Annotated in this window: 17 protein-coding genes and 2 tRNA genes; 11 read left to right on the forward strand and 8 right to left on the reverse strand. The window is 40.5% G+C overall.

Going from position 1 to position 18541, the window contains the following annotated elements:
- Nucleotides 1-49 precede the first annotated feature (49 nt).
- Genes mutL through TOL2_RS18095 form a run of 7 tightly spaced genes read right to left on the reverse strand, consistent with a single transcriptional unit; the run spans nucleotide 50 to nucleotide 6836 of the window.
- Nucleotides 50-1918 (reverse strand): DNA mismatch repair endonuclease MutL, encoded by a 1869-nt coding sequence (gene mutL, locus TOL2_RS18065; protein WP_014958735.1) that lies wholly within the window; start codon nucleotides 1916-1918, stop codon nucleotides 50-52.
- Complete coding sequence (locus TOL2_RS18070) at nucleotides 1893-2087, reverse strand: hypothetical protein (protein WP_014958736.1); 195 nt, start codon at nucleotides 2085-2087, stop codon at nucleotides 1893-1895. Before TOL2_RS18070 ends, mutL begins: the two co-directional genes overlap by 26 nt.
- Nucleotides 2088-2105: 18 nt before the next feature.
- Entirely contained in the window at nucleotides 2106-3578 is a 1473-nt protein-coding gene (gene gatA / locus TOL2_RS18075; protein ID WP_014958737.1) for an Asp-tRNA(Asn)/Glu-tRNA(Gln) amidotransferase subunit GatA, read from the reverse strand.
- Nucleotides 3579-3610: 32 nt separating this feature from the next.
- Nucleotides 3611-3898 carry an Asp-tRNA(Asn)/Glu-tRNA(Gln) amidotransferase subunit GatC gene (gene gatC, locus TOL2_RS18080; protein WP_014958738.1) on the reverse strand — a complete coding sequence of 96 codons (288 nt, stop codon included), beginning with the start codon at nucleotides 3896-3898 and terminating at the stop codon, nucleotides 3611-3613.
- Nucleotides 3899-3928: 30 nt separating this feature from the next.
- A complete protein-coding gene (locus TOL2_RS18085; protein WP_014958739.1) occupies nucleotides 3929-4702 on the reverse strand; it encodes an SPOR domain-containing protein in 774 nt (257 codons plus the stop codon).
- A 5-nt stretch (nucleotides 4703-4707) separates the two neighbouring features.
- Nucleotides 4708-6375, reverse strand: coding sequence for an arginine--tRNA ligase (argS, locus tag TOL2_RS18090; protein ID WP_014958740.1), 1668 nt, complete (start codon nucleotides 6373-6375; stop codon nucleotides 4708-4710).
- An 8-nt stretch (nucleotides 6376-6383) separates the two neighbouring features.
- Nucleotides 6384-6836, reverse strand: coding sequence for a hypothetical protein (locus tag TOL2_RS18095; protein WP_014958741.1), 453 nt, complete (start codon nucleotides 6834-6836; stop codon nucleotides 6384-6386).
- Between the two features lie 542 nt (nucleotides 6837-7378).
- Here TOL2_RS18095 and TOL2_RS18100 point away from each other — a divergent pair.
- The 8 genes from TOL2_RS18100 (at nucleotide 7379) to TOL2_RS18140 (ending at nucleotide 16310) form a co-directional block, all read left to right on the forward strand.
- Nucleotides 7379-9400, forward strand: coding sequence for a TonB-dependent receptor plug domain-containing protein (locus TOL2_RS18100; protein WP_014958742.1), 2022 nt, complete (start codon nucleotides 7379-7381; stop codon nucleotides 9398-9400).
- A gap of 18 nt (nucleotides 9401-9418) precedes the next feature.
- Nucleotides 9419-10483 carry an ABC transporter substrate-binding protein gene (locus TOL2_RS18105; RefSeq protein WP_014958743.1) on the forward strand — a complete coding sequence of 355 codons (1065 nt, stop codon included), beginning with the start codon at nucleotides 9419-9421 and terminating at the stop codon, nucleotides 10481-10483.
- Nucleotides 10480-11493, forward strand: a complete 1014-nt coding sequence (locus TOL2_RS18110) for a FecCD family ABC transporter permease (protein WP_014958744.1) — start codon at nucleotides 10480-10482, stop codon at nucleotides 11491-11493. The genes TOL2_RS18105 and TOL2_RS18110 overlap by 4 nt, the downstream gene beginning before the upstream one ends.
- A complete protein-coding gene (locus tag TOL2_RS18115; protein ID WP_014958745.1) occupies nucleotides 11493-12326 on the forward strand; it encodes an ABC transporter ATP-binding protein in 834 nt (277 codons plus the stop codon). Before TOL2_RS18110 ends, TOL2_RS18115 begins: the two co-directional genes overlap by 1 nt.
- Before the next feature lie 467 nt (nucleotides 12327-12793).
- On the forward strand, nucleotides 12794-15187 hold the full coding sequence (locus TOL2_RS18120; RefSeq protein ID WP_148278149.1) for an ATP-binding protein: 2394 nt from the start codon (nucleotides 12794-12796) through the stop codon (nucleotides 15185-15187).
- A gap of 238 nt (nucleotides 15188-15425) precedes the next feature.
- Nucleotides 15426-15513, forward strand: a tRNA-Ser gene (locus TOL2_RS18125).
- Nucleotides 15514-15525: 12 nt separating this feature from the next.
- Nucleotides 15526-15617 (forward strand) — tRNA-Ser (locus TOL2_RS18130).
- A gap of 492 nt (nucleotides 15618-16109) precedes the next feature.
- A complete protein-coding gene (locus TOL2_RS18140) occupies nucleotides 16110-16310 on the forward strand; it encodes a hypothetical protein (RefSeq protein WP_148278150.1) in 201 nt (66 codons plus the stop codon).
- A 109-nt stretch (nucleotides 16311-16419) separates the two neighbouring features.
- On the opposite strand, the gene TOL2_RS18145 is transcribed toward TOL2_RS18140, so the two are convergent.
- Nucleotides 16420-16827 (reverse strand): ASCH domain-containing protein, encoded by a 408-nt coding sequence (locus tag TOL2_RS18145; RefSeq protein ID WP_014958748.1) that lies wholly within the window; start codon nucleotides 16825-16827, stop codon nucleotides 16420-16422.
- Between the two features lie 277 nt (nucleotides 16828-17104).
- Here TOL2_RS18145 and TOL2_RS18150 point away from each other — a divergent pair, with 277 nt between their 5' ends.
- The 3 genes from TOL2_RS18150 to TOL2_RS18160 all read left to right on the forward strand — a co-directional run bounded on the left by TOL2_RS18150 (nucleotide 17105) and on the right by TOL2_RS18160 (nucleotide 18501).
- On the forward strand, nucleotides 17105-17440 hold the full coding sequence (locus TOL2_RS18150; protein WP_014958749.1) for a type II toxin-antitoxin system RelE/ParE family toxin: 336 nt from the start codon (nucleotides 17105-17107) through the stop codon (nucleotides 17438-17440).
- Nucleotides 17437-17727, forward strand: coding sequence for a helix-turn-helix domain-containing protein (locus TOL2_RS18155; RefSeq protein WP_014958750.1), 291 nt, complete (start codon nucleotides 17437-17439; stop codon nucleotides 17725-17727). Before TOL2_RS18150 ends, TOL2_RS18155 begins: the two co-directional genes overlap by 4 nt.
- Nucleotides 17728-17943: 216 nt before the next feature.
- Nucleotides 17944-18501: a ribbon-helix-helix protein, CopG family gene (locus tag TOL2_RS18160; protein WP_014958751.1), complete on the forward strand. Its 558-nt coding sequence runs from the start codon at nucleotides 17944-17946 to the stop codon at nucleotides 18499-18501.
- Nucleotides 18502-18541 lie beyond the last annotated feature (40 nt).

Consider the following 18541-nt stretch of genomic DNA (forward strand, 5'->3'; position numbering starts at 1 on the left):
TTTCAGTGCATGTCCGGCTTTTTTTATGTTAAAACTTAAAAAATGATCGTCAAACAAGACGTTTAAACAGTTTTTCGATCTGCTGTTTGGTCCAGGCGATCATAATCGGTCGGCCATGAGGACAATAACAAGGATTTTCACACGCTTCAAGATCTGCCAGCAAGGTTTCCATCTCAGTCTGGTTAAGCTTTAAATTGGCACGAATAGCGCTGTGGCATGCCATTAAAATCAAACACTGCTCAAGCCACTCATCTTTTGAAAACCGATCTTTTTTAACCAGAGCTGTTTCAATAATATCAACAATCATGGGCTTGATCTCTTTTTCATCAATGATGACCGGCACGGCTTTTATGATAAAGGTTGTTCCGCCAAAGGGCTCGATGATCACCCCCAGTCCCTTCAACTCATCCAAAATACCGGACAAAAAATCCGCCTCCTTGAAATTCAAGTCAAGAGTTTCAGGCACCACAAGGTTCTGGCTTTGAATATTCAGCGACTGATACCTGCGTTTGAGCTTTTCATATACAATCCGTTCATGGGCTGCATGCTGATCCATGAGCATGATCCCTTCTTGGGTCTCCACAAGGATATAGGTTCCCATGACCTGGCCAATAATTTTTGTTGTCCCGGAAACCAAGACTGATTTTTCTTTAAGTGCAGGGGAAACTAAAATTACAGGGTTTACAAAAGTTCCGGGATGTCCGGGAGCCTGAGGCAATGCCTGTTGACAAACCGGATCTTTCTGTTTTTGAACCGGATCTGATTTGTTTGCAACCTGGGTCTGCCAATCTATTATGGATTGCTCAATCTTGCCGGAGCTTTCCGGATAAACGGCTGCATCAAAAAAATCAAAGGTTTCAACAGCTTTTTTTTCTCCAGTATCAGGAGAAACCAAAATATGTGAATGTGAATACACGGTCATATTTTCCTGGGCACAAGACAATGCCCTGTCGATTGTCTCTGACATGGCCTGATACACGGGTTTGCTGTTAAAAAATCGAATCTCTTTTTTGGACGGATGAACATTGACATCCACCTGGTCAAAGGCAATCTCAACAAAAAAAACCCCCAAAGGAAAGTTTCCTTTCATGATCCTGCCTTTGTAGCCTTTAAAAATGGCTGCGATAAGCCCCCGGTCATACACCAGCCTATTGTTCACAAACAAAAAAATCTTGGACGAAGAGCGCCGGGTAACAGACGGGTTGGAACAATATCCTTGGATGCGAATAAATTCGTCGGCGAATTCAAGCGGATAGAGTTTGCCTGCAACATCCCGCCCAAGAATGCGAACAGATCTCTGGAACAGGTCATCAGATAATGAAAAACTTTTCTGCAGTTTATGGTTTAAAAACAACCTGAACTGAACGTGAGGATTTCCAAGGGCCATACCGGATACGGCGTCGGCAATATGACTTGTTTCAGTGGTATTGGATTTTAAAAATTTTTTCCGGGCCGGGGTGTTAAAAAATAGCTGTTTCACTTCCACCATGGTTCCCACCGGAGCCCCGGCATCTGAAACATTGTGTATTTTACCACCGGCTATATCAATTTTTGTCCCGATATCACTGTCTTTTGTCCGGGTTACAAGAATGAACTTTGAAACCGATGCAATGGACGGCAATGCCTCGCCCCGAAATCCCATTGTGGAGATGGATAACAGATCCTCTTTTTTGAAAATTTTGCTTGTTGCATAACGTTCAATGGACAGCAGTGCATCATCCCGCAAAAGCCCGATCCCGTTATCAGACACCCGTATTAATGATTTGCCGCCGTTTACAATTTCAATGGTAATCTGTGTGGCGTTTGCGTCAATACTGTTTTCAACAAGCTCTTTGACCACGGAGGCAGGCCTTTCAACCACCTCACCTGCCGCAATCTGGTTGGAAAGAATTTCAGGCAGAATTCTGACTGTCGTCATCTCTTACCAGCCTTAACAGAAATTGAGAATCTTTGGGACTTAAATCAAACTGGAAACCGGCTTGATCAACCAATTTGGTCAAATTGATATCTGGATTTTCTTTTCTCTTTTCCGATATCCATTTGATCGCCTTTTTTAATTGCTCACTCTTGGGTTGCACTGTTGACATGTGTCACCTCCTTTATGATTAAAGATTGGGAAACGTTTTATCCAGCGAAATTGTTCGTTCAAACCCATACCCTGCCCGTAATAATGACATTTCATCAAATCTTTTGGCCATCATCTGGATACCAATGGGCAAACCCTTTGAAGAATACCCTGCCGGAACCGATATCCCGGGAATACCGGCCATGTTTGCAGAAAGGGTAAAAATATCTGTCAGATACATGGTCAAAGGATCATCAATCTTCTCTCCTATTTTAAATGCAGGGGCAGGTGCCACAGGGGACAAGATAAAGTCACAGGTTTCAAAAGCCTTTGAAAAATCCTCCATGATCAGGGTTCGAACCTTTGACGCCCTTCCATAATAGGCATCATAGTAACCGGCTGAAAGCGCATAGGTTCCAATAATAATCCGTCTTTGAACTTCCGGGCCAAACCCTTTTGACTTGGTCTTTTTATACATATCAATCAGATCATCACAGGATTTATCCCTGAAACCGTATTTTACCCCATCAAATCTGGCAAGATTGGAGCTGGCCTCGCAAGGGGCAATAATATAATAGGCTGCCACCACATAATCCGTGTGGGGCAAAGAGATCTCTTTGATCTCAACCCCCAGATCCTGCAAGCTCTTTTTTGCATCATTAAAAACCTTTTCAACATCAGGGTCAATGCCTTCCACAGACAAGTACTCTTTTGGAATTCCAGCAGTCATCCCTTTTAAAGCACCTTTTTCAAACTGATCCAGGGCGGTTGTAAAATCCGGCACATCCACCTTGGCACTGGTTGAATCCATTGTATCATTGCCGGATATAACATTGAGCAGGATAGCTGCATCCCTTACATCTTTGGTGATGGGGCCTATCTGGTCAAGTGACGAGGCATAAGAAACCAGCCCGAACCGGGAGACCCGGCCATAGGTCGGTTTTAATCCTACAACACCGCAATGGGATGCGGGCTGACGAATGGAACCACCGGTATCGGTTCCCAGCGCGGCACAACAGAACCGGGCAGCCACTGCTGCAGCTGACCCCCCGCTGGAACCGCCGGGTACGCAGGAGGTATTCCAGGGATTTCTGGTGATTTTGCAAGCCGAATTTTCAGTTGAAGAGCCCATTGCAAACTCATCCAAATTGGTTTTACCGATGATGACAGCACCGTTTTCCTTTAATTTTGAAACAACAGTTCCGTCATATTGAGGTACAAAATTATCAAGGATTTTTGATGCGCAAGTGGTTTTCATTCCCCTGGTACACAAAAGGTCTTTCAAGGCGATTGGTACACCTGTCAATGGGGCTGTTTTATTATCGGCTATATCTTGATCCGCTTTTTTTGCCTGATCCAGGGCCAGGTCTTTATCGACAGTTATAAAAGCACCAATTTCACCATCATATTGTTCAATCCTTTCAATTAAAGCAGTGGTCAATTCAACAGAAGAAATTTTATGATCCAGAAGGTGTTTTCGGGCGCTGCCAATGGTAAGTTCATGGTATTGCATTTTATATTATCCTTATTCTTTCACACTAAAATTTACTTAACGACTCTTGGCACCGTATAAAAATCTTCATCTCTTTGCGGTGCATTGGCAAGTGTCACATCAGGTCCCGGTGATACTTTCAACTCATCTTCCCTTAAAACATTCTGCATGAACGAAGCCCCGGAAGATTGCCTGACTCCCTCCACATCAACATCTTTTAATTTATCAATATATTGAAGGATATGGCTCAGCTGTTCAGCCATTTTTTCTTTTTGCGGCTCGTCAATCTCCAATCGAGCAAGGTGGGCCATTTTTTCGACTTCATCTGTTGATATTTTCATTACTATCCCTCTTTACCATCCATCTTATAATCATTGCGTTTTTATAATAATTGAATTTATTCCGGCTTTGTTTAATTTTTCGTTATTTTTTTTTGCCTCATCATAGGTTGTAAAAGACCCGGTTCTGATCCTGTACCAGGTAACCCCGTTCTTTTCTCCGGTTACCCTGTATGAATCAAATCCTTTTTTTCTGTAAACAGCCATCTGTGCAACCGCGTCCTTAACATTTTTAAAGGCTGCAATCTGGATTGTATATTCCCCTTTTAGGTTATTGTTATCTGGATGCTTGTTATATAGAGGCTTGTTGTCTGGGGTCATGTTATCTGTTGATCGCACGGATTTACCTGTTTCTTTCAAACGGATCGGATTCGCCTTTTTTTCAACAGACTTTGTGTTTGTTGGTTTTAAATGTTCAGCTGTTTTTTGGTCTGTCTTTGCCTTGTTTCCCTGAGGTTTAAACGTCTGTTTTTTTCTGCTTGTTTTTACGGGAATATTGTCTGTGGCTGTTGTTTCTTTTTTGGGAACGATTTCCAATGTTTTTTTTGGGGAAGGCATATTTTCTTCTGCTACGGGACGATCAAGCACATCATAAAATTTTAGATTGATTTTTTCCCGGACACCTTCTTTTTCACCAAATTCTTTGGCAATAATTTCAAGCCTTTTTTGAAATTTTTGGGTATCAAATTTTACAGGAGATGAACCACGACCAACCATGATACCCAAAAAAAACATCCAACCGGCAATACCGATGTAAAGCAAATATCTTAAAATCCCTTTAAAGGGTTTTGTTTTAAAGGGTGTCATTGTGTTTACATTCTTTCCGGTGCAGAAACCCCAAGAAGTGCCAACCCGTTTCGAATGACCTTTTTTACCCCCAGAACAAGGCTCAACCTGGCCAGGGTGAGTTCTTTTTTATCCGTAATGACCTTGTGTTTGTTATAATAGCTGTGGAAAGCCGATGCAAGACTCATCAGATAGGTAAACATAACATGGGGATGCAGTGTTTCAGCACTTTTTTCCACATTTTCCTTGAATGTATCCAAAATTTTCAAAAGATTAATTTCTTCTTCTGCGGTCAGCAGATCAAGATTTTCTCCTTTCTTAAAATCAATATCCTGAAGAATTGTCTCTTGTTTTGCCTTTAACAGAATACCGGTGATTCTCGCATGAACATATTGAACATAATAGACCGGATTATTGGCATTTTTCTGTTTGGCCACTTCAAGATCAAAATCAAGACCTGAATCATAACTGCGGCTTAAAAACATAAATCTTGCCGCATCTTTCCCCACTTCATCCACAATATTCTTTAAGGTAACAAACTCCCCGGAGCGTGTGGACATCTGAAAAGGCTTGCCGCCTCTTAAAAGGCTTACAAGCTGAACCAAAATAACATTAAACTGCTCGCTTTTTCTGCCCGAAGCAACAATGGAGGCATCAATTCTTTTGATATATCCATGGTGATCTGCGCCCCAGACATCAATGACCCTGTCAAACCCGCGCTCATATTTTTCCATATGATAGGCAATATCCGAGGCAAAATAGGTGGTCAAACCGTTATTTCTGACCACCACTCTGTTTTTCTCATCACCAAAATCCTGAGTTCTGAACCAGAGCGCCCCATCTTGTTCATATATCAGATTTCTTGACTTAAACTCATCAATGGCTTTTTGAACTTGTCCTGAATCATACAGGCTCTGCTCACTGAACCATTGATCAAAGGTGACACCAAAACTTGACAGATCCTCTTTAATGCCGTCAAGAATTTTATTTGCAGCATACCTTGCACAGATTTCAACAGCCTCTTGTTCATCTTTTTTTACAAAACCATCTCCATATTTTTCAAGAACCTCACCGGCCAGATCCTGGATATAATCCCCTTTATAACAATCATCGGGAAATTCAATTTTTTGGCCCGCTTTTTCCAACAGCCTCAACCAGACAGATGTGCCAAGGGTTCTGATCTGGCGGCCTGAATCATTAATATAGTATTCTTTTTGGACATCAAACCCGGCAAACGAAAGAATTTTAGCCACGGAATCGCCCACAGCCGCCCCTCTTCCATGCCCAACATGCAAGGGACCTGTGGGGTTTGCACTGACAAATTCTACCTGAACCTTTTCATTCTTACCAATATCAGAGGCCCCATAATTTTTATCCTGTTCAAGAATCCGGTTAACAACCGGATGCCATGCTTGCTTGGACAGAAAAAAATTAATAAATCCAGGGCCTGCGATCTCAACCTTTTCAATTAAACTTCCGGTTTCAATCAAGGCGACCAGGCCTTCGGCAATTTTTCTTGGCGGCATTTTCTGAATACCGGCTGAAACCATGGCAAAATTTGTAGAAAAATCACCATGGGATTGATGCCGGGGTTCTTCTATCTCCATTTCAGGCATCTCATCCGAGGAGAACACACCTTTTTCAAAGGCTTGTTGAGCGGCTTTAAAAATAATTCTTTTAAGTGTATGTTTCATCATTCTCTCTAATTTTCGTGTTCAGAAGTATCTTCAGGAGTAAATATAGGGGTATCGTCGCCGTCATCTATTTCTTTCATCTCATCTTCTTTGGTGTCCCCGTCTTCTTCAAGCAGCTTATCAAGTTCAACATCATCGTCGTCAAGCTGGAATTTTTCTTCCTTTGGAAAGGCTTCAACATCATTATATTCTATAACTATTTTTTCTTCAGCTTCATTTTTAAAAAACTCTTTTGTATTTTCAAAAAGTTTAATACAAAGATCTGTTGTAGGAAAAAAACCCCTCCTTCTTATGGATTTCGAGAAAGCTCTAAGACCTTCATCAGAAGCCTTTATCACGTCTTGCAAATCATAATCTTCTTCCAGAAGCGGCATGACAACCCCCGGATCAACCTCACTTGATTCTAAAATCGTCAACACGCCGGTTTTGATATTTTTCTCGAATCTTATTTTCTGTCTCATCTGTTCTCTCCCATAAAGTCTCTCCCGTAAAAAAAATCAATCTAAAACCCTTTAATATAGCGCAACTATTGCTTCTGTCAACAAGTATGAGGGGACAGATTTGAAATCCGTTCCATCCATTTACACCATATTATAATCCAATGTTATATTAAATTCTTATAGGTCACCAAGCTTACCAGTTGATAACCGGCAAGGCATTCAAGCAGATACTCAAGAAAAAAAAACAAAAAAAATGGCAGGGACAATATCACTATTCCAACATATTTTAAAAAAGCTTTAATTCAAATAGCGGTCCGCCGGACAATACAACATATTCCATATTTTTATAATCCAGATAAAGCAACTGAAATAAGAGTTTATACCCGAATTAAAACAATTGCAATCCATGTCGTCTCTAAAATACATATTGACGTGAATAACATGAATAGGATAGTACTTTTAACGGCAGGCTCTTTTAAATGACGTGTCTTTTAAAAAGAAACAAAAAAACTTGTTTCATGAGACAAACAACAAAGGCAACAAAAAAAAGGAGGAATTTCAAGATGATATACAGAGGCTCATATACTGCTGTTTTGCTGCTCACAGCTGCTGTTTTATGGAGTGCATCAGAGGTTGCTAATGCAAGTTATATGGATAAAACAAATGGCAAAGCTATTTTCACTCTGGGTCAAATCGTGGTAACAGACAAGGCCGCACCCGTCAATGAAATAACGGTAGAAACGGTTTCAAGTCGACAAATGCAGGAATTTAACCGTGAAAATGTGGCAGATGCTTTGAATCTTGTCCCGGGCATTACCCTTTCCCGGTCAGGTGCCAGAAACGAACAGATGATTTTTGTCAGGGGATTTGACATCAAGCACGCGCCTTTGTTTCTGGACGGCATTCCCATCTATGTACTGTATGACGGATATCCCGACCTGGGCCGTTTCACCACATTTGACCTTTCACAAATTGTCGTTTCCAAAGGATTTGCATCTGTTCTCTACGGCCCCAACACCATGGGCGGAGCGATCAATATGGTGTCCCGGAGGCCTGATAAATTTTTTGAAGGGAACGCGGGCGTTGGTGTAGCTTCCGGCAATACCATCACAACCCATGGCAACTTTGGAACCAATCAGGGCAAATGGTATCTTCAGGGCGGTTTCAGTTATGCGGATCAAGACTATTTTTCAGTTTCAGATAATTTTAAACCCACGGCAAATGAAGATGGTGGAGATCGGGAAAATTCATATCGGACAGACAAAAAAATCAATTTAAAAATAGGTTACACACCATCAGAACTGGATGAATACGCCTTCAGCTATATCCGCCAGGATGGGGAAAAAGGAACCCCTCTCTATGCCGGAAATGACCCTTCTGCAAGAATCAGATACTGGCAATGGCCTTACTGGGACAAAGAAAGCTTTTATTTTAATTCCAGGACCTCCATTAATCAAAAGGGCTATGTAAAAACCCGGCTTTATTACGACACCTATAAAAATTCACTTTTCAGTTATGATGATGCCACCTATACTACCATGACAAAAGGCTATTCATTTAAAAGCGCCTATGACGATTATACGATTGGCGGATCTTTGGAAGCTGGAAGCAAATATTTGTCCGGGCATTTTATCAAGGCAGCATTTCATTACAAAAAAGATGTTCACGAAGAAAAGGACGAGGGCAAGCCAAAACTGAATTTTCAAGACGAAATTTTTTCCTTTGGCCTTGAGGATACCATCACCCTTTCAGAAAATATTTCCATTATCATCGGGGCAAGCTATGATTATCTTTCTCCGGGAAATGCTGATAATTTTGATTCTGATACCGGCATTATCAGTGACTTTTCCAGTCGGGAGGTTGATGCCTTCAATCCCCAGATCAGTCTGTTTTATGATATTTCCGACACAGGAACCGTTCACGTTGCAGTGGCGGAAAAAAGCAGACTGCCCACCCTGAAAGACCGGTATTCCTATCGCATGGGCTATGGGTTGCCCAACCCTGATCTGGATGAGGAAACATCCGTCAATTATGAAATCGGATACCAGGATAACTTTGCGGACCGGGTTTATTTTAAATCCGCTGTATTTTACAGTGATGTCAGCAACTATATCATGGCCGTCAGCGTGCCGGACCCGGATGACGCCACCGACACAGTGGATCAGAATCAAAATATTGGGGCAGTAAATATTTACGGCGCAGAGGCCCAAGTATCTGCCTACCTTCTGAACAACCTTGAATACGGCCTTGGCTACACCTATATGGACTGGGACAACCAGAGCAGCGATGAAAAACTGACTGATATTCCCCGGCACAAAATTTTCACCCACATCAAATACAGTCCGGTAAAACGCCTCTCCCTCCTGACCAGTCTGGAATATAATGCCAAACGATTCAGTAATTCAGACGGTGCCACCCAAGCCGGGTCTTATGCCCTGATCAACTGCAAGGCAGATTGTACCCTTTATAAAAACATAAAGCTTGAAGCAGGGGTTAACAACCTGTTTGACCGTAATTATGAAATAGACGAAGGCTATCTTGAACCGGGACGAAACTATTTTATCAACCTCACCTGTCAGTTCTAACAACATAAGAGGATTCAGATGAAAATCAGCACACATAAATTTTACAAAATCATCCCGTATTATTTGATTTTGATTTTAATTCAAACAATTCCTGCCGGAGTATACGGCATTATCCACGCAGAAGAAATTATTGACATGAAGGGCCGCAAAGTCATGGTTCCTGATGTGATCCGCAGCGTATACAGTGTATCCCCCCCAGCCACCTGCATGGTCTATGCCCTTGCACCGGATCTGATAGCAGCTCTCAACTATCCCCCCCGAACCGAAGAAAAAAAATATATGTCCGCCCGCATACAGAACCTGCCTGTAATCGGCGGATGGTTTGGTCAGGGCCGCACTCCCAATCTGGAAACCTTGTTACAGGTTCACCCGGACATCGTTCTTGTGTGGCAATGGAAGCGCTCGGCAACAACTCAAAAGATTGAACAAACGCTTACACCGCTGGGTTTTCCCATCGTTTATATACAGATAGACACATTAAGGGATTACTCAAACGCTTTTGAATTCCTGGGAAAACTGTTGAACCGGGAACAACGAAGTGCCAGCCTGGTTCAATATGCAAAACAAACCATGGGTGCATTGGACAGTCTGCAGGCCAAAATCCCTGACGCAAAAAGAATTTCTGTCTATTATGCCGAAGGAGCAGGCGGTCTGTGTACGGATTGCAGCGCATCCATTCACGCAGAACTGATCCCCCTGTGCTGCGGAAAAAATGTCCATGTCTGCGAGGCAAAAGATGTTTTCGGCATGGAAAAGATATCTGCCGAACAGATTATCCAGTATAATCCCCAAGTGATTATAACCCGGGAATCCTCTTTTTATAACAGGATTTATACAAACCCTTGCTGGAAAAATATCCGGGCGGTTCAAGAACACCGGGTTTTCCAAATTCCACGATCCCCGTTTGACTGGTTTGACCGTCCACCTTCATTCATGCGCCTTCTGGGAGCCAGATGGCTTATGAATAAACTTTATCCAGACAAATACCCAGTAGACATGATTGAAGAAACCCGAACATTCTACCGGCTTTTTTTAAATAAAGCCCTTGACCCAAAGGCGGCTGCGGAGATTTTGTATTTATGAAATCCACATTTTTAATTCCCGCACTTCTTGTGCTTCTCTGCCTGACAGCCGTTGTTTCCCTTTGCCTGGGGCGGTATCCAGTGGCTCCAGGCCAGATGATTTCATTTTTGAGCAATGGCATTTTCGGCAGCTTATTACCTGAGGAACGCGGGTTTGCCGTGATCCAAAACATTGTAGTGGATATTCGTCTGCCACGCATCATGGCCGCCATACTCATAGGTTCAGCGCTTTCGGTTTCCGGTGTCGCATTCCAGTCCATGTTTATTAATCCCCTGGTTTCCCCAGGACTCCTGGGCGTGCTGGCCGGGGCATCTTTCGGGGCCGCCCTGGGCATGATCCTCTCTGTGAGCTGGATTGCAGTGCAGGCAGGAGCATTCATCTTTGGATTTGTGGCGGTGCTGACAGCAATCTGCATTGCAGGTTTTTACAAGGGCGACCGGCTTTTGATGCTCATCCTCGGCGGAATCATCAGCGGTGCAATGTTCACGGCACTGCTGTCCGTGATCAAATATCTGGCTGATCCCTACGACATGCTTCCAGCCATTGTTTACTGGCTCATGGGCGGTCTCTCCATGGCTGATGCAAAAACAGTCTGGACACTCAGCTTTCCGATTGCAGGAGGCATTGTCATGCTGATTTTTCTTTCCGGTCAAATGAACGTGTTGAGCATGGGCGATGAAGAAGCCCGATCCATGGGTGTAAACGTTGGACGAATCCGGTTTCTGCTCATATTTTTTGCCACACTGATCAGCGCACTTACAGTTGCCATAGGGGGAATCATCGGATGGGTGGGTCTGGTCATCCCCCATATTGCCCGGATGATCGTGGGGTCGGACAACCGTATACTCCTTCCTGCGGCAGCAATTATCGGAGCCACCTATCTGCTGGTGGTGGACAACATTTCAAGATTGGCTTTCAGTGTGGAAATCCCCCTGGGCATTCTGACCGCTTTGGCTGGAATTCCTTTTTTTACAATAGTTCTTCGAAAATCAGGCAAAGGATGGAACTGATGAAATTTATTCATGTAAACAATATAAGCTATAACTATTCCCAAAAACAGGTACTCAAAAAAGTAACTCTTACCATAGATCAGGGAAAAGTACTCTCCCTTTTAGGACCCAACGGCAGCGGCAAAACAACGCTGCTCAAGATGATAATGGGATTCTACCGGCCTTCAACCGGACAGGTTATCCTGGAAGGCCGATCAATAAGTGACATGACTCCCAGGGAGCTGGCCCGGCGTATCGCCTATGTTCCCCAGGTTCATCGACTTGCCTTTTCATATCGGGTCATGGATGTTATTTTGATGGGCCGAGTTTCCCGCAAACCTTTTTTTTTCCGATATTCGTCAAAAGACCGGGCTATTGCTGCCCGCGCTCTGGAACAGCTTTCCATTGTCCACCTGAAAGACCGCCCCTATACCGAAATCAGTGGAGGCGAACGTCAGCTTACACTCATTGCAAGAGCCATGGCCCAGGGGGCAGATACCTTTGTATTGGATGAACCGGTCAACGGTCTTGATTACGGCAACCAGATCCGTCTGCTAAAACAGATCGCAGACCTTGCTGAACAAGGATATACCTTTATCCAGACCTCTCATTTTCCGGAACATGCAATCTGGATATCGGATAGGGTAGTGATGCTTCAAGACGGGCAGATAATAGCAAACGGAAGCACACAGGATGTCATCAACGGACCCAACCTTTACCGACTTTACAAAACCCCGATCGGCATTGTTGAGGCAAAAAACGGAATGCGGGTTTGTGTACCCCGTCTCATGAGGGACAGACATCATTCATCGGAAAAACAAGAAAAAAACAATGCCCAATATCAGGCAGCCTGAAAGCAAAAAAAGCCTGTTTATAAATAATCGTACAATTCAGTACCAGTCCGGCTGAAAAAACAGGCTTCCAAAAATAAATTTGTTTTGAATCACAGAATGTTGTATATTCTTTTCTTGTAAAAAGACCTGACTATTGGTAAAAAAAATTGACTATTTAAAAAATATCCTTGTTTTCTTAATAGTTCAGGGTATCCAAAAAATATGGCGATATTACAGATAGACCGAAAGAAACATCACGCACTAATGTGTGATGTTGTAAAAAAACAGGAAAAATTTTGGATTCAAAAAACCCAGGCACAATCTATCTTAGCCCTTCAAAAACAAAAAACTACCCGCATAAGTACAAATTTATATCATTGGTAACGACATTCAATCCTTGGTGTTTTTTTGCTCTGCCCGTGATACCTTTTTTAATATTCATTTTAATAAATATCTCTTTTATAACGGCTGGCAATGGTCAAGAAAACTTGTCTGTAAAGGTTGGGGTATATGAAAATAAACCGAAAATCTTTACAGATTCAAATGGCAGGGTTGCCGGATTCTGGCCTGACCTTTTAGCTTATATTGCAAACAAAGAAAACTGGGATATAACCTATATCCATGGAACCTGGAATGAGGGTCTTGAAAGATTACTGGCTAATAATATAGATATCATGCCTGATGTTGCTTTTACGGAAGAAAGAGCCAATCTATATGCTTTTTCTAAAAGCCCTGTTCTTATAAGCTGGTCAAGGCTTTATATCAAAAAAAACGTAACCGACATCAAATCAATTAGGGATCTGGAAAATAAAACAATAGCAGTCCTGAAGGGAAGTGTTAATTTTGAATGTACCGGCGGAATAAAAGAACTCCTTCAAAAATTCAATATAAATTGTACGTTTCTGGAATTTGATAGCTATAACAATGCATTTGAGGCTGTTAAAAACGATTTGGCCGATGCCTGTGTAACAAACAGAAACTTTGGCAATAAAAATGAAAAAAAATTCCAACTTAAAAAAACTGCAATAATTTTCCAGCCCATCAATATCAATTTTGCTTTCACAAAAAATGCTTCATTACCGCATAATTTTTCCGAAAGGATAGATCATCACATGGAGCAACTTTTTAAAGACAGCACTTCATTTTATTATCAATTGCTGGAAAAATATTTTGAAACAACAATAGCGAAAAAAACTGTGGAAATATTCCCTGACTGGATTAAAACGGTATTAAAAAGCAGTGGAATTCTGCTTGCTTTTTTAGTTCTTGTCGTCTTTATATCAAGAGTGCAGGCTAAAAAACAAACCGCTGAAATTAAAATCAAAAACAAAGCTCTGCAAAAAAGTGAAGCACATTTGCGCACTTTGATTGAGACAATACCGGATCTTATATGGTTGAAAGATCCTGATGGAGTTTATCTTGCCTGTAATCCAAAATTCGAACGCTTCTTTGGCGCAAAAGAAACGGATATTGTGGGAAAAACCGACTATGATTTTGTAGACAAAAAAATGGCGGATTTTTTCCGGGAAAACGACCGTATGGCAATGGCTGCAGGCAAGCCGACCATGAACGAAGAAGAAATTATTTTTAATGATGACGGCCACAAAGAGCTGCTGGAAACCGTTAAAACACCGATGTATGATTCAGATGATAAGCTTATCGGTGTGCTGGGCATTGGCCGGGACTTTACCAGGCGCAAACAGGCAGAGCAAGAAAAGATAATTGCGCAAAAAATTGCAGCAGAACACAAAAAACTGGCACTGGTTGGGCAGATTGCAGGAAAAATGGCCCATGATTTTAATAATATTCTCGGCATTATCATGGGCCACACTGACCTTTCTCTAATGGAATGCAAGGATTTGAAAACAAGAAAAACTCTTGAGTTAATCCTTCAACAGACCCTGAAAGGAAGAAATTTAACAAAAAACCTGGTTGCCTTTGCCAAAGATCAGGATCCAAAACAAAAATTTTTCGAACTCAATGCAAAACTTGATCTGGTACTCAATTTATTAAACAAAGATATAGAAGAACTTGAACTGATAAAAGAATATAATCCTGAAATGCCGGAACTGCTCGCAGACCCTGGAATGATCGAACATGCCTTTGTCAATATTATACAAAACTCAATTCATGCATTAAGCATGACTGAAAATCCAAAAATTATTATCAGAACCTATTATTCTGATAATAATATCATTGTTGAAATTGAAGATAACGGATGCGGAATTCCTGAAGAACATATTGAAAAAATTTATGAACCGGCTTTCACACTGAAAGGAAGCCGTGATCTAACAGGTTCATACAAAAAAAACATTAAAGGAACCGGCTATGGTATGGCCAATGTAAAAAAATATATTGAACAGCACAAGGGCAATATTTCAATTGAATCAAAATCAGGCACAGGCACAAAAGTTATCATAAATCTGCCTGTGATTAAGAAAGTCTTAACAAAAGAAGAAAAAACTGAACTTCAGAAAGCAAAACTACAATTTGGAAAAAACATTCTTATTGTGGAGGATGAAGCGGCGATATCTGAAGTACAACACAGGATATTGACACAAGCCCCATGTCATCACACTGTTGATATCGCTTCCAATGGACAGACCGCAATAGATTTATTAAAAAACAACCATTATGATCTGATAAGTTTAGATTATATTCTTCCGGGAAACATGAATGGAATTCATATATATAATCATATCAGGGAAACTGATAAAGCCGTTCCAATATTATTTATCTCCGGAAACATAGATTTTTTAGAATCCATCAAGGAAATAAAACAAAAAGATGTGAACATTGATCATCTTTCCAAACCTTGCCAGAATAAAGATTATGTGGACGCCATAAATAGGTTATTGGAAAATGCCTTACCAGCACAATAATGACTATGGGCCCTACCTTTAAAGACTTTGAAAAATTGACGGATTTATTTACTTCCGAAGCGATTTTCATTACCCTATTTTTAAGAAGCTGATCAAAAATGAAATACATTTTGTACAGGCTGATCTTGCTGAAGCCATAATCAATCAGTTCACCCAATTTAATTAAAATTTCCTGAAACCAGACAACTTTATTCTTGACCTGCTTCAAACAAGGTGCTATACATTCTGGATAAATTCTGGAGGAGTGGCCGAGCGGCTGAAGGCGGCGGTCTTGAAAACCGTTAAGTGTCAAAGCTTCGTGGGTTCGAATCCTACCTCCTCCGCCATTTATAAAATACGGAGAAATGGCCGAGTGGCTGAAGGCGCTCGCCTGCTAAGCGAGTATGGGTGTTGTTATCCATCCAGAGTTCGAATCTCTGTTTCTCCGCCACAATATACAATTTTAGGAATTTTAAGCCTTGGCTTTCAATTCCTTTTTTTGTTTCTGTGGGGTCAAAAATGGTGTCAAAATCATTTCGACCTTCTCAAAACACCTTCTTTTACAACAATTCAACCTTGGATTATTTCAGATTTCAACACCCTTACATCAAGACCCCTTCCCTACTCTCAACTTCCCCTAAATTCATCGATAAAAAAGACAAAAATTATATCCATATTTTTGTTCTTTTTTATATTCTACCAAACCAAAAATCTTAAAAGGGACTACTATGAACATTGACTGTAAAAATGACACCATTACCTGTGACTGTGGTCACACCTTGCAAATCAAGGAAGCCAACTTTACCATTGTTCTGATTGTCACTCTTACCATTTTGATTGTGACCAATGCGAGAAAACCCATACAATACCATTGGGATTCAATGATTATCTCTTTGGTGAAATATCAAAATCTGTTCTTCAGGCAAAAGATGATAACAACCAAATGCCTGATGAATTTTCCGACATCTTTCTTGGACAAAATCAAGTTCCGTTAACAGATGAATTAATTGAGCATCTGGTTAAAGAAAAAGGAATGAACAGGGAAGAATTGATTTACATGCAAAAAGAAGGGGCGAAATATTCTGTCTCCCGAAATTCCTTTATTTTCCCTCCTGAAGGGGATTTGGACAAACTCATCAAATAAGAAAACAGTCTTCCACTTTTTGATTCTGCTAAACTATTGTCACTGATCGCAAGGTGGGCACGGAGCATTGCCCGGCACCACCTGAGAACGGGGACAATAGTTTAGCTGATCAGAACAAAGAAAGCTGTCTTTCTTTTCTTTGATTCTTCTTGTTCTCATTAAATTCAAAATCAAAAATACTTAACCGCCCTTTCAATGGATAAAATTCAATTTTTTGTGGTGAGGCCAAAACAAAACCATACCTGCCATGAAACCAGGATGAATAATGATTTGAAACACAATTTATTAAATTAACATGGCCAATTACGCCCCCTCTGACTTTTTTTGATTCTTCAATAAGACTTTCATATTCTGGATGCAATCGTGATACAAGATTTGCACCCTGGATATCAAACCTTTTACCGGTGTGAATATAAATTCTGCCCCGGTAGTAGGTGAACCAATTCCGGTTTTCAATATCTTTGATGCCCTCAACGATGAGGGATGCCCACGGCTGTTGGATGCTAATCGCTTTCATGATAACTCCTTACCTGTTTGTCCAGGTTTTCAAAACCTGGCCCCCGGAGGGATAATTAATAAAAAAATATCATAATTATAAATTTTCCTCCTGAACCCGCTTTTTTTTCTTGAGGCCTAGCGAATCTCATTTTATCTTAAGCGGGTGTGAAGGAGAAAAATCAGGATCAATCTCTTTTTCATCTTTTCAAAACTCTTGACAGGGTTATCAAAAATGATAACATATTGATTGTAATTGACGGGCCAATTAATAAAATAAAACTCGGTTCTTTGCTGATATGACTTGGGAAATCACATTCTATAATAAAAAAATTGAAGAACAAACTTTATCTTTCCCTGCTGGAATATTGGCAAATTTAATACACATATTAGAACTGATAGAAGAGTTTGGACCGAATTTGGGGAAACCCCATACTGCAGCTATGGGAAAGGGCTTGTTTGAAATAAGAGCAAAAGGTAAGGAGGGAATCGGAAGATCTTTTTTTTGTTCTATTGAAAACAATGAAATTGTCATTCTTCATTCTATTATTAAAAAGACCCAAAAGACTCCTAAAAAAGATTTAGCTCTCGCAATAAAAAGAATGAAAGAGATTAAAGGAGGTAACAAGAAATGACCAGACCAACTTTTAAAAATTTCAAAGAAAAAGCGCTTAAAAATCCTGAAGTTAAAAAAGAATATGAAGCCTTAATCCCTATTTATGAGCTTAGAAAAAAACTGATCCAGATGAGAATAAACAAGGGGTTAACACAAGCTGAAGTTGCAAAAAGGATGGGAACAAAAAAAAGCAATATTTCAAGATTAGAATGTGGAGAAAACGTTTCATATCCTACATTGGCAAGCATTTCAAAATATGCAGGTGCGCTGGGATATAAGGTCAAAGTGGAGTTCGAACCCATATAATACACTTCAACGCATTATCCATCATTATGGTTATCCAATGCGTATAACTTTCTGTCACTACTGCCACTCTTCCCGACAACGGGTAATCTGTATAAGAAGTTTTAAAATTCATCTTTAAATTTAGAAAAAGAAAAACTATTTTTTATAAAATTATGTTGACTTTTTATCATGATAGCGTAAGTGTAACACATTACCATTACTTTTTATGGAATAAACATGAAAAAAACCAGAAAAACTATAGTCACCATTTGGATAAATCCAGAAATTTTAGACAAGTTAGATAAATTTGCAAAAAAAGCAAATATTTCAAGAAGCCAGTTAATCCATAATTTGTTAACAATTGGTTATGATGAAATCAATTTGCAAAAGAACCTTGGAATTATCAAACTCACTTTGTCCTTAGAAAGGCTACAGGCAAAAATCGCCAAGCTTCTTTCTGGTGCTAAGAAAAAAATTGTTATTGTCGATCCAAACAAAAAGGGAACCAATCTTTCTATACGAATTGATCCAGAGTTAATGAAAAAAATTGATGCCTTAGCAAATAAATTAAGCATGTCAAGAAGCATATTTATTGAGTACCTTTTGGAAATATCCATAAAAGAGCTTAAATACATTAATTTTCCAGGAATTATTGACAGTGCTCTATTGATTAGAGATTTAAACGATAAAATTAGTGAAGCCTGGAAAAAATTATTTAAAAAATCTGAAAAAGCCCTAAAGGAGAAAGAGGTCATCACCAAAATAGATGAGAATTTAGAAGAAAACAATAATTAAAAAGGCCAAGCACCGCGTCTCGCCAAAGCCAAGGTGCTTG

Source organism: Desulfobacula toluolica Tol2, assembly GCF_000307105.1.
In the GTDB taxonomy this organism is placed as follows: Bacteria; Desulfobacterota; Desulfobacteria; order Desulfobacterales; family Desulfobacteraceae; genus Desulfobacula; species Desulfobacula toluolica.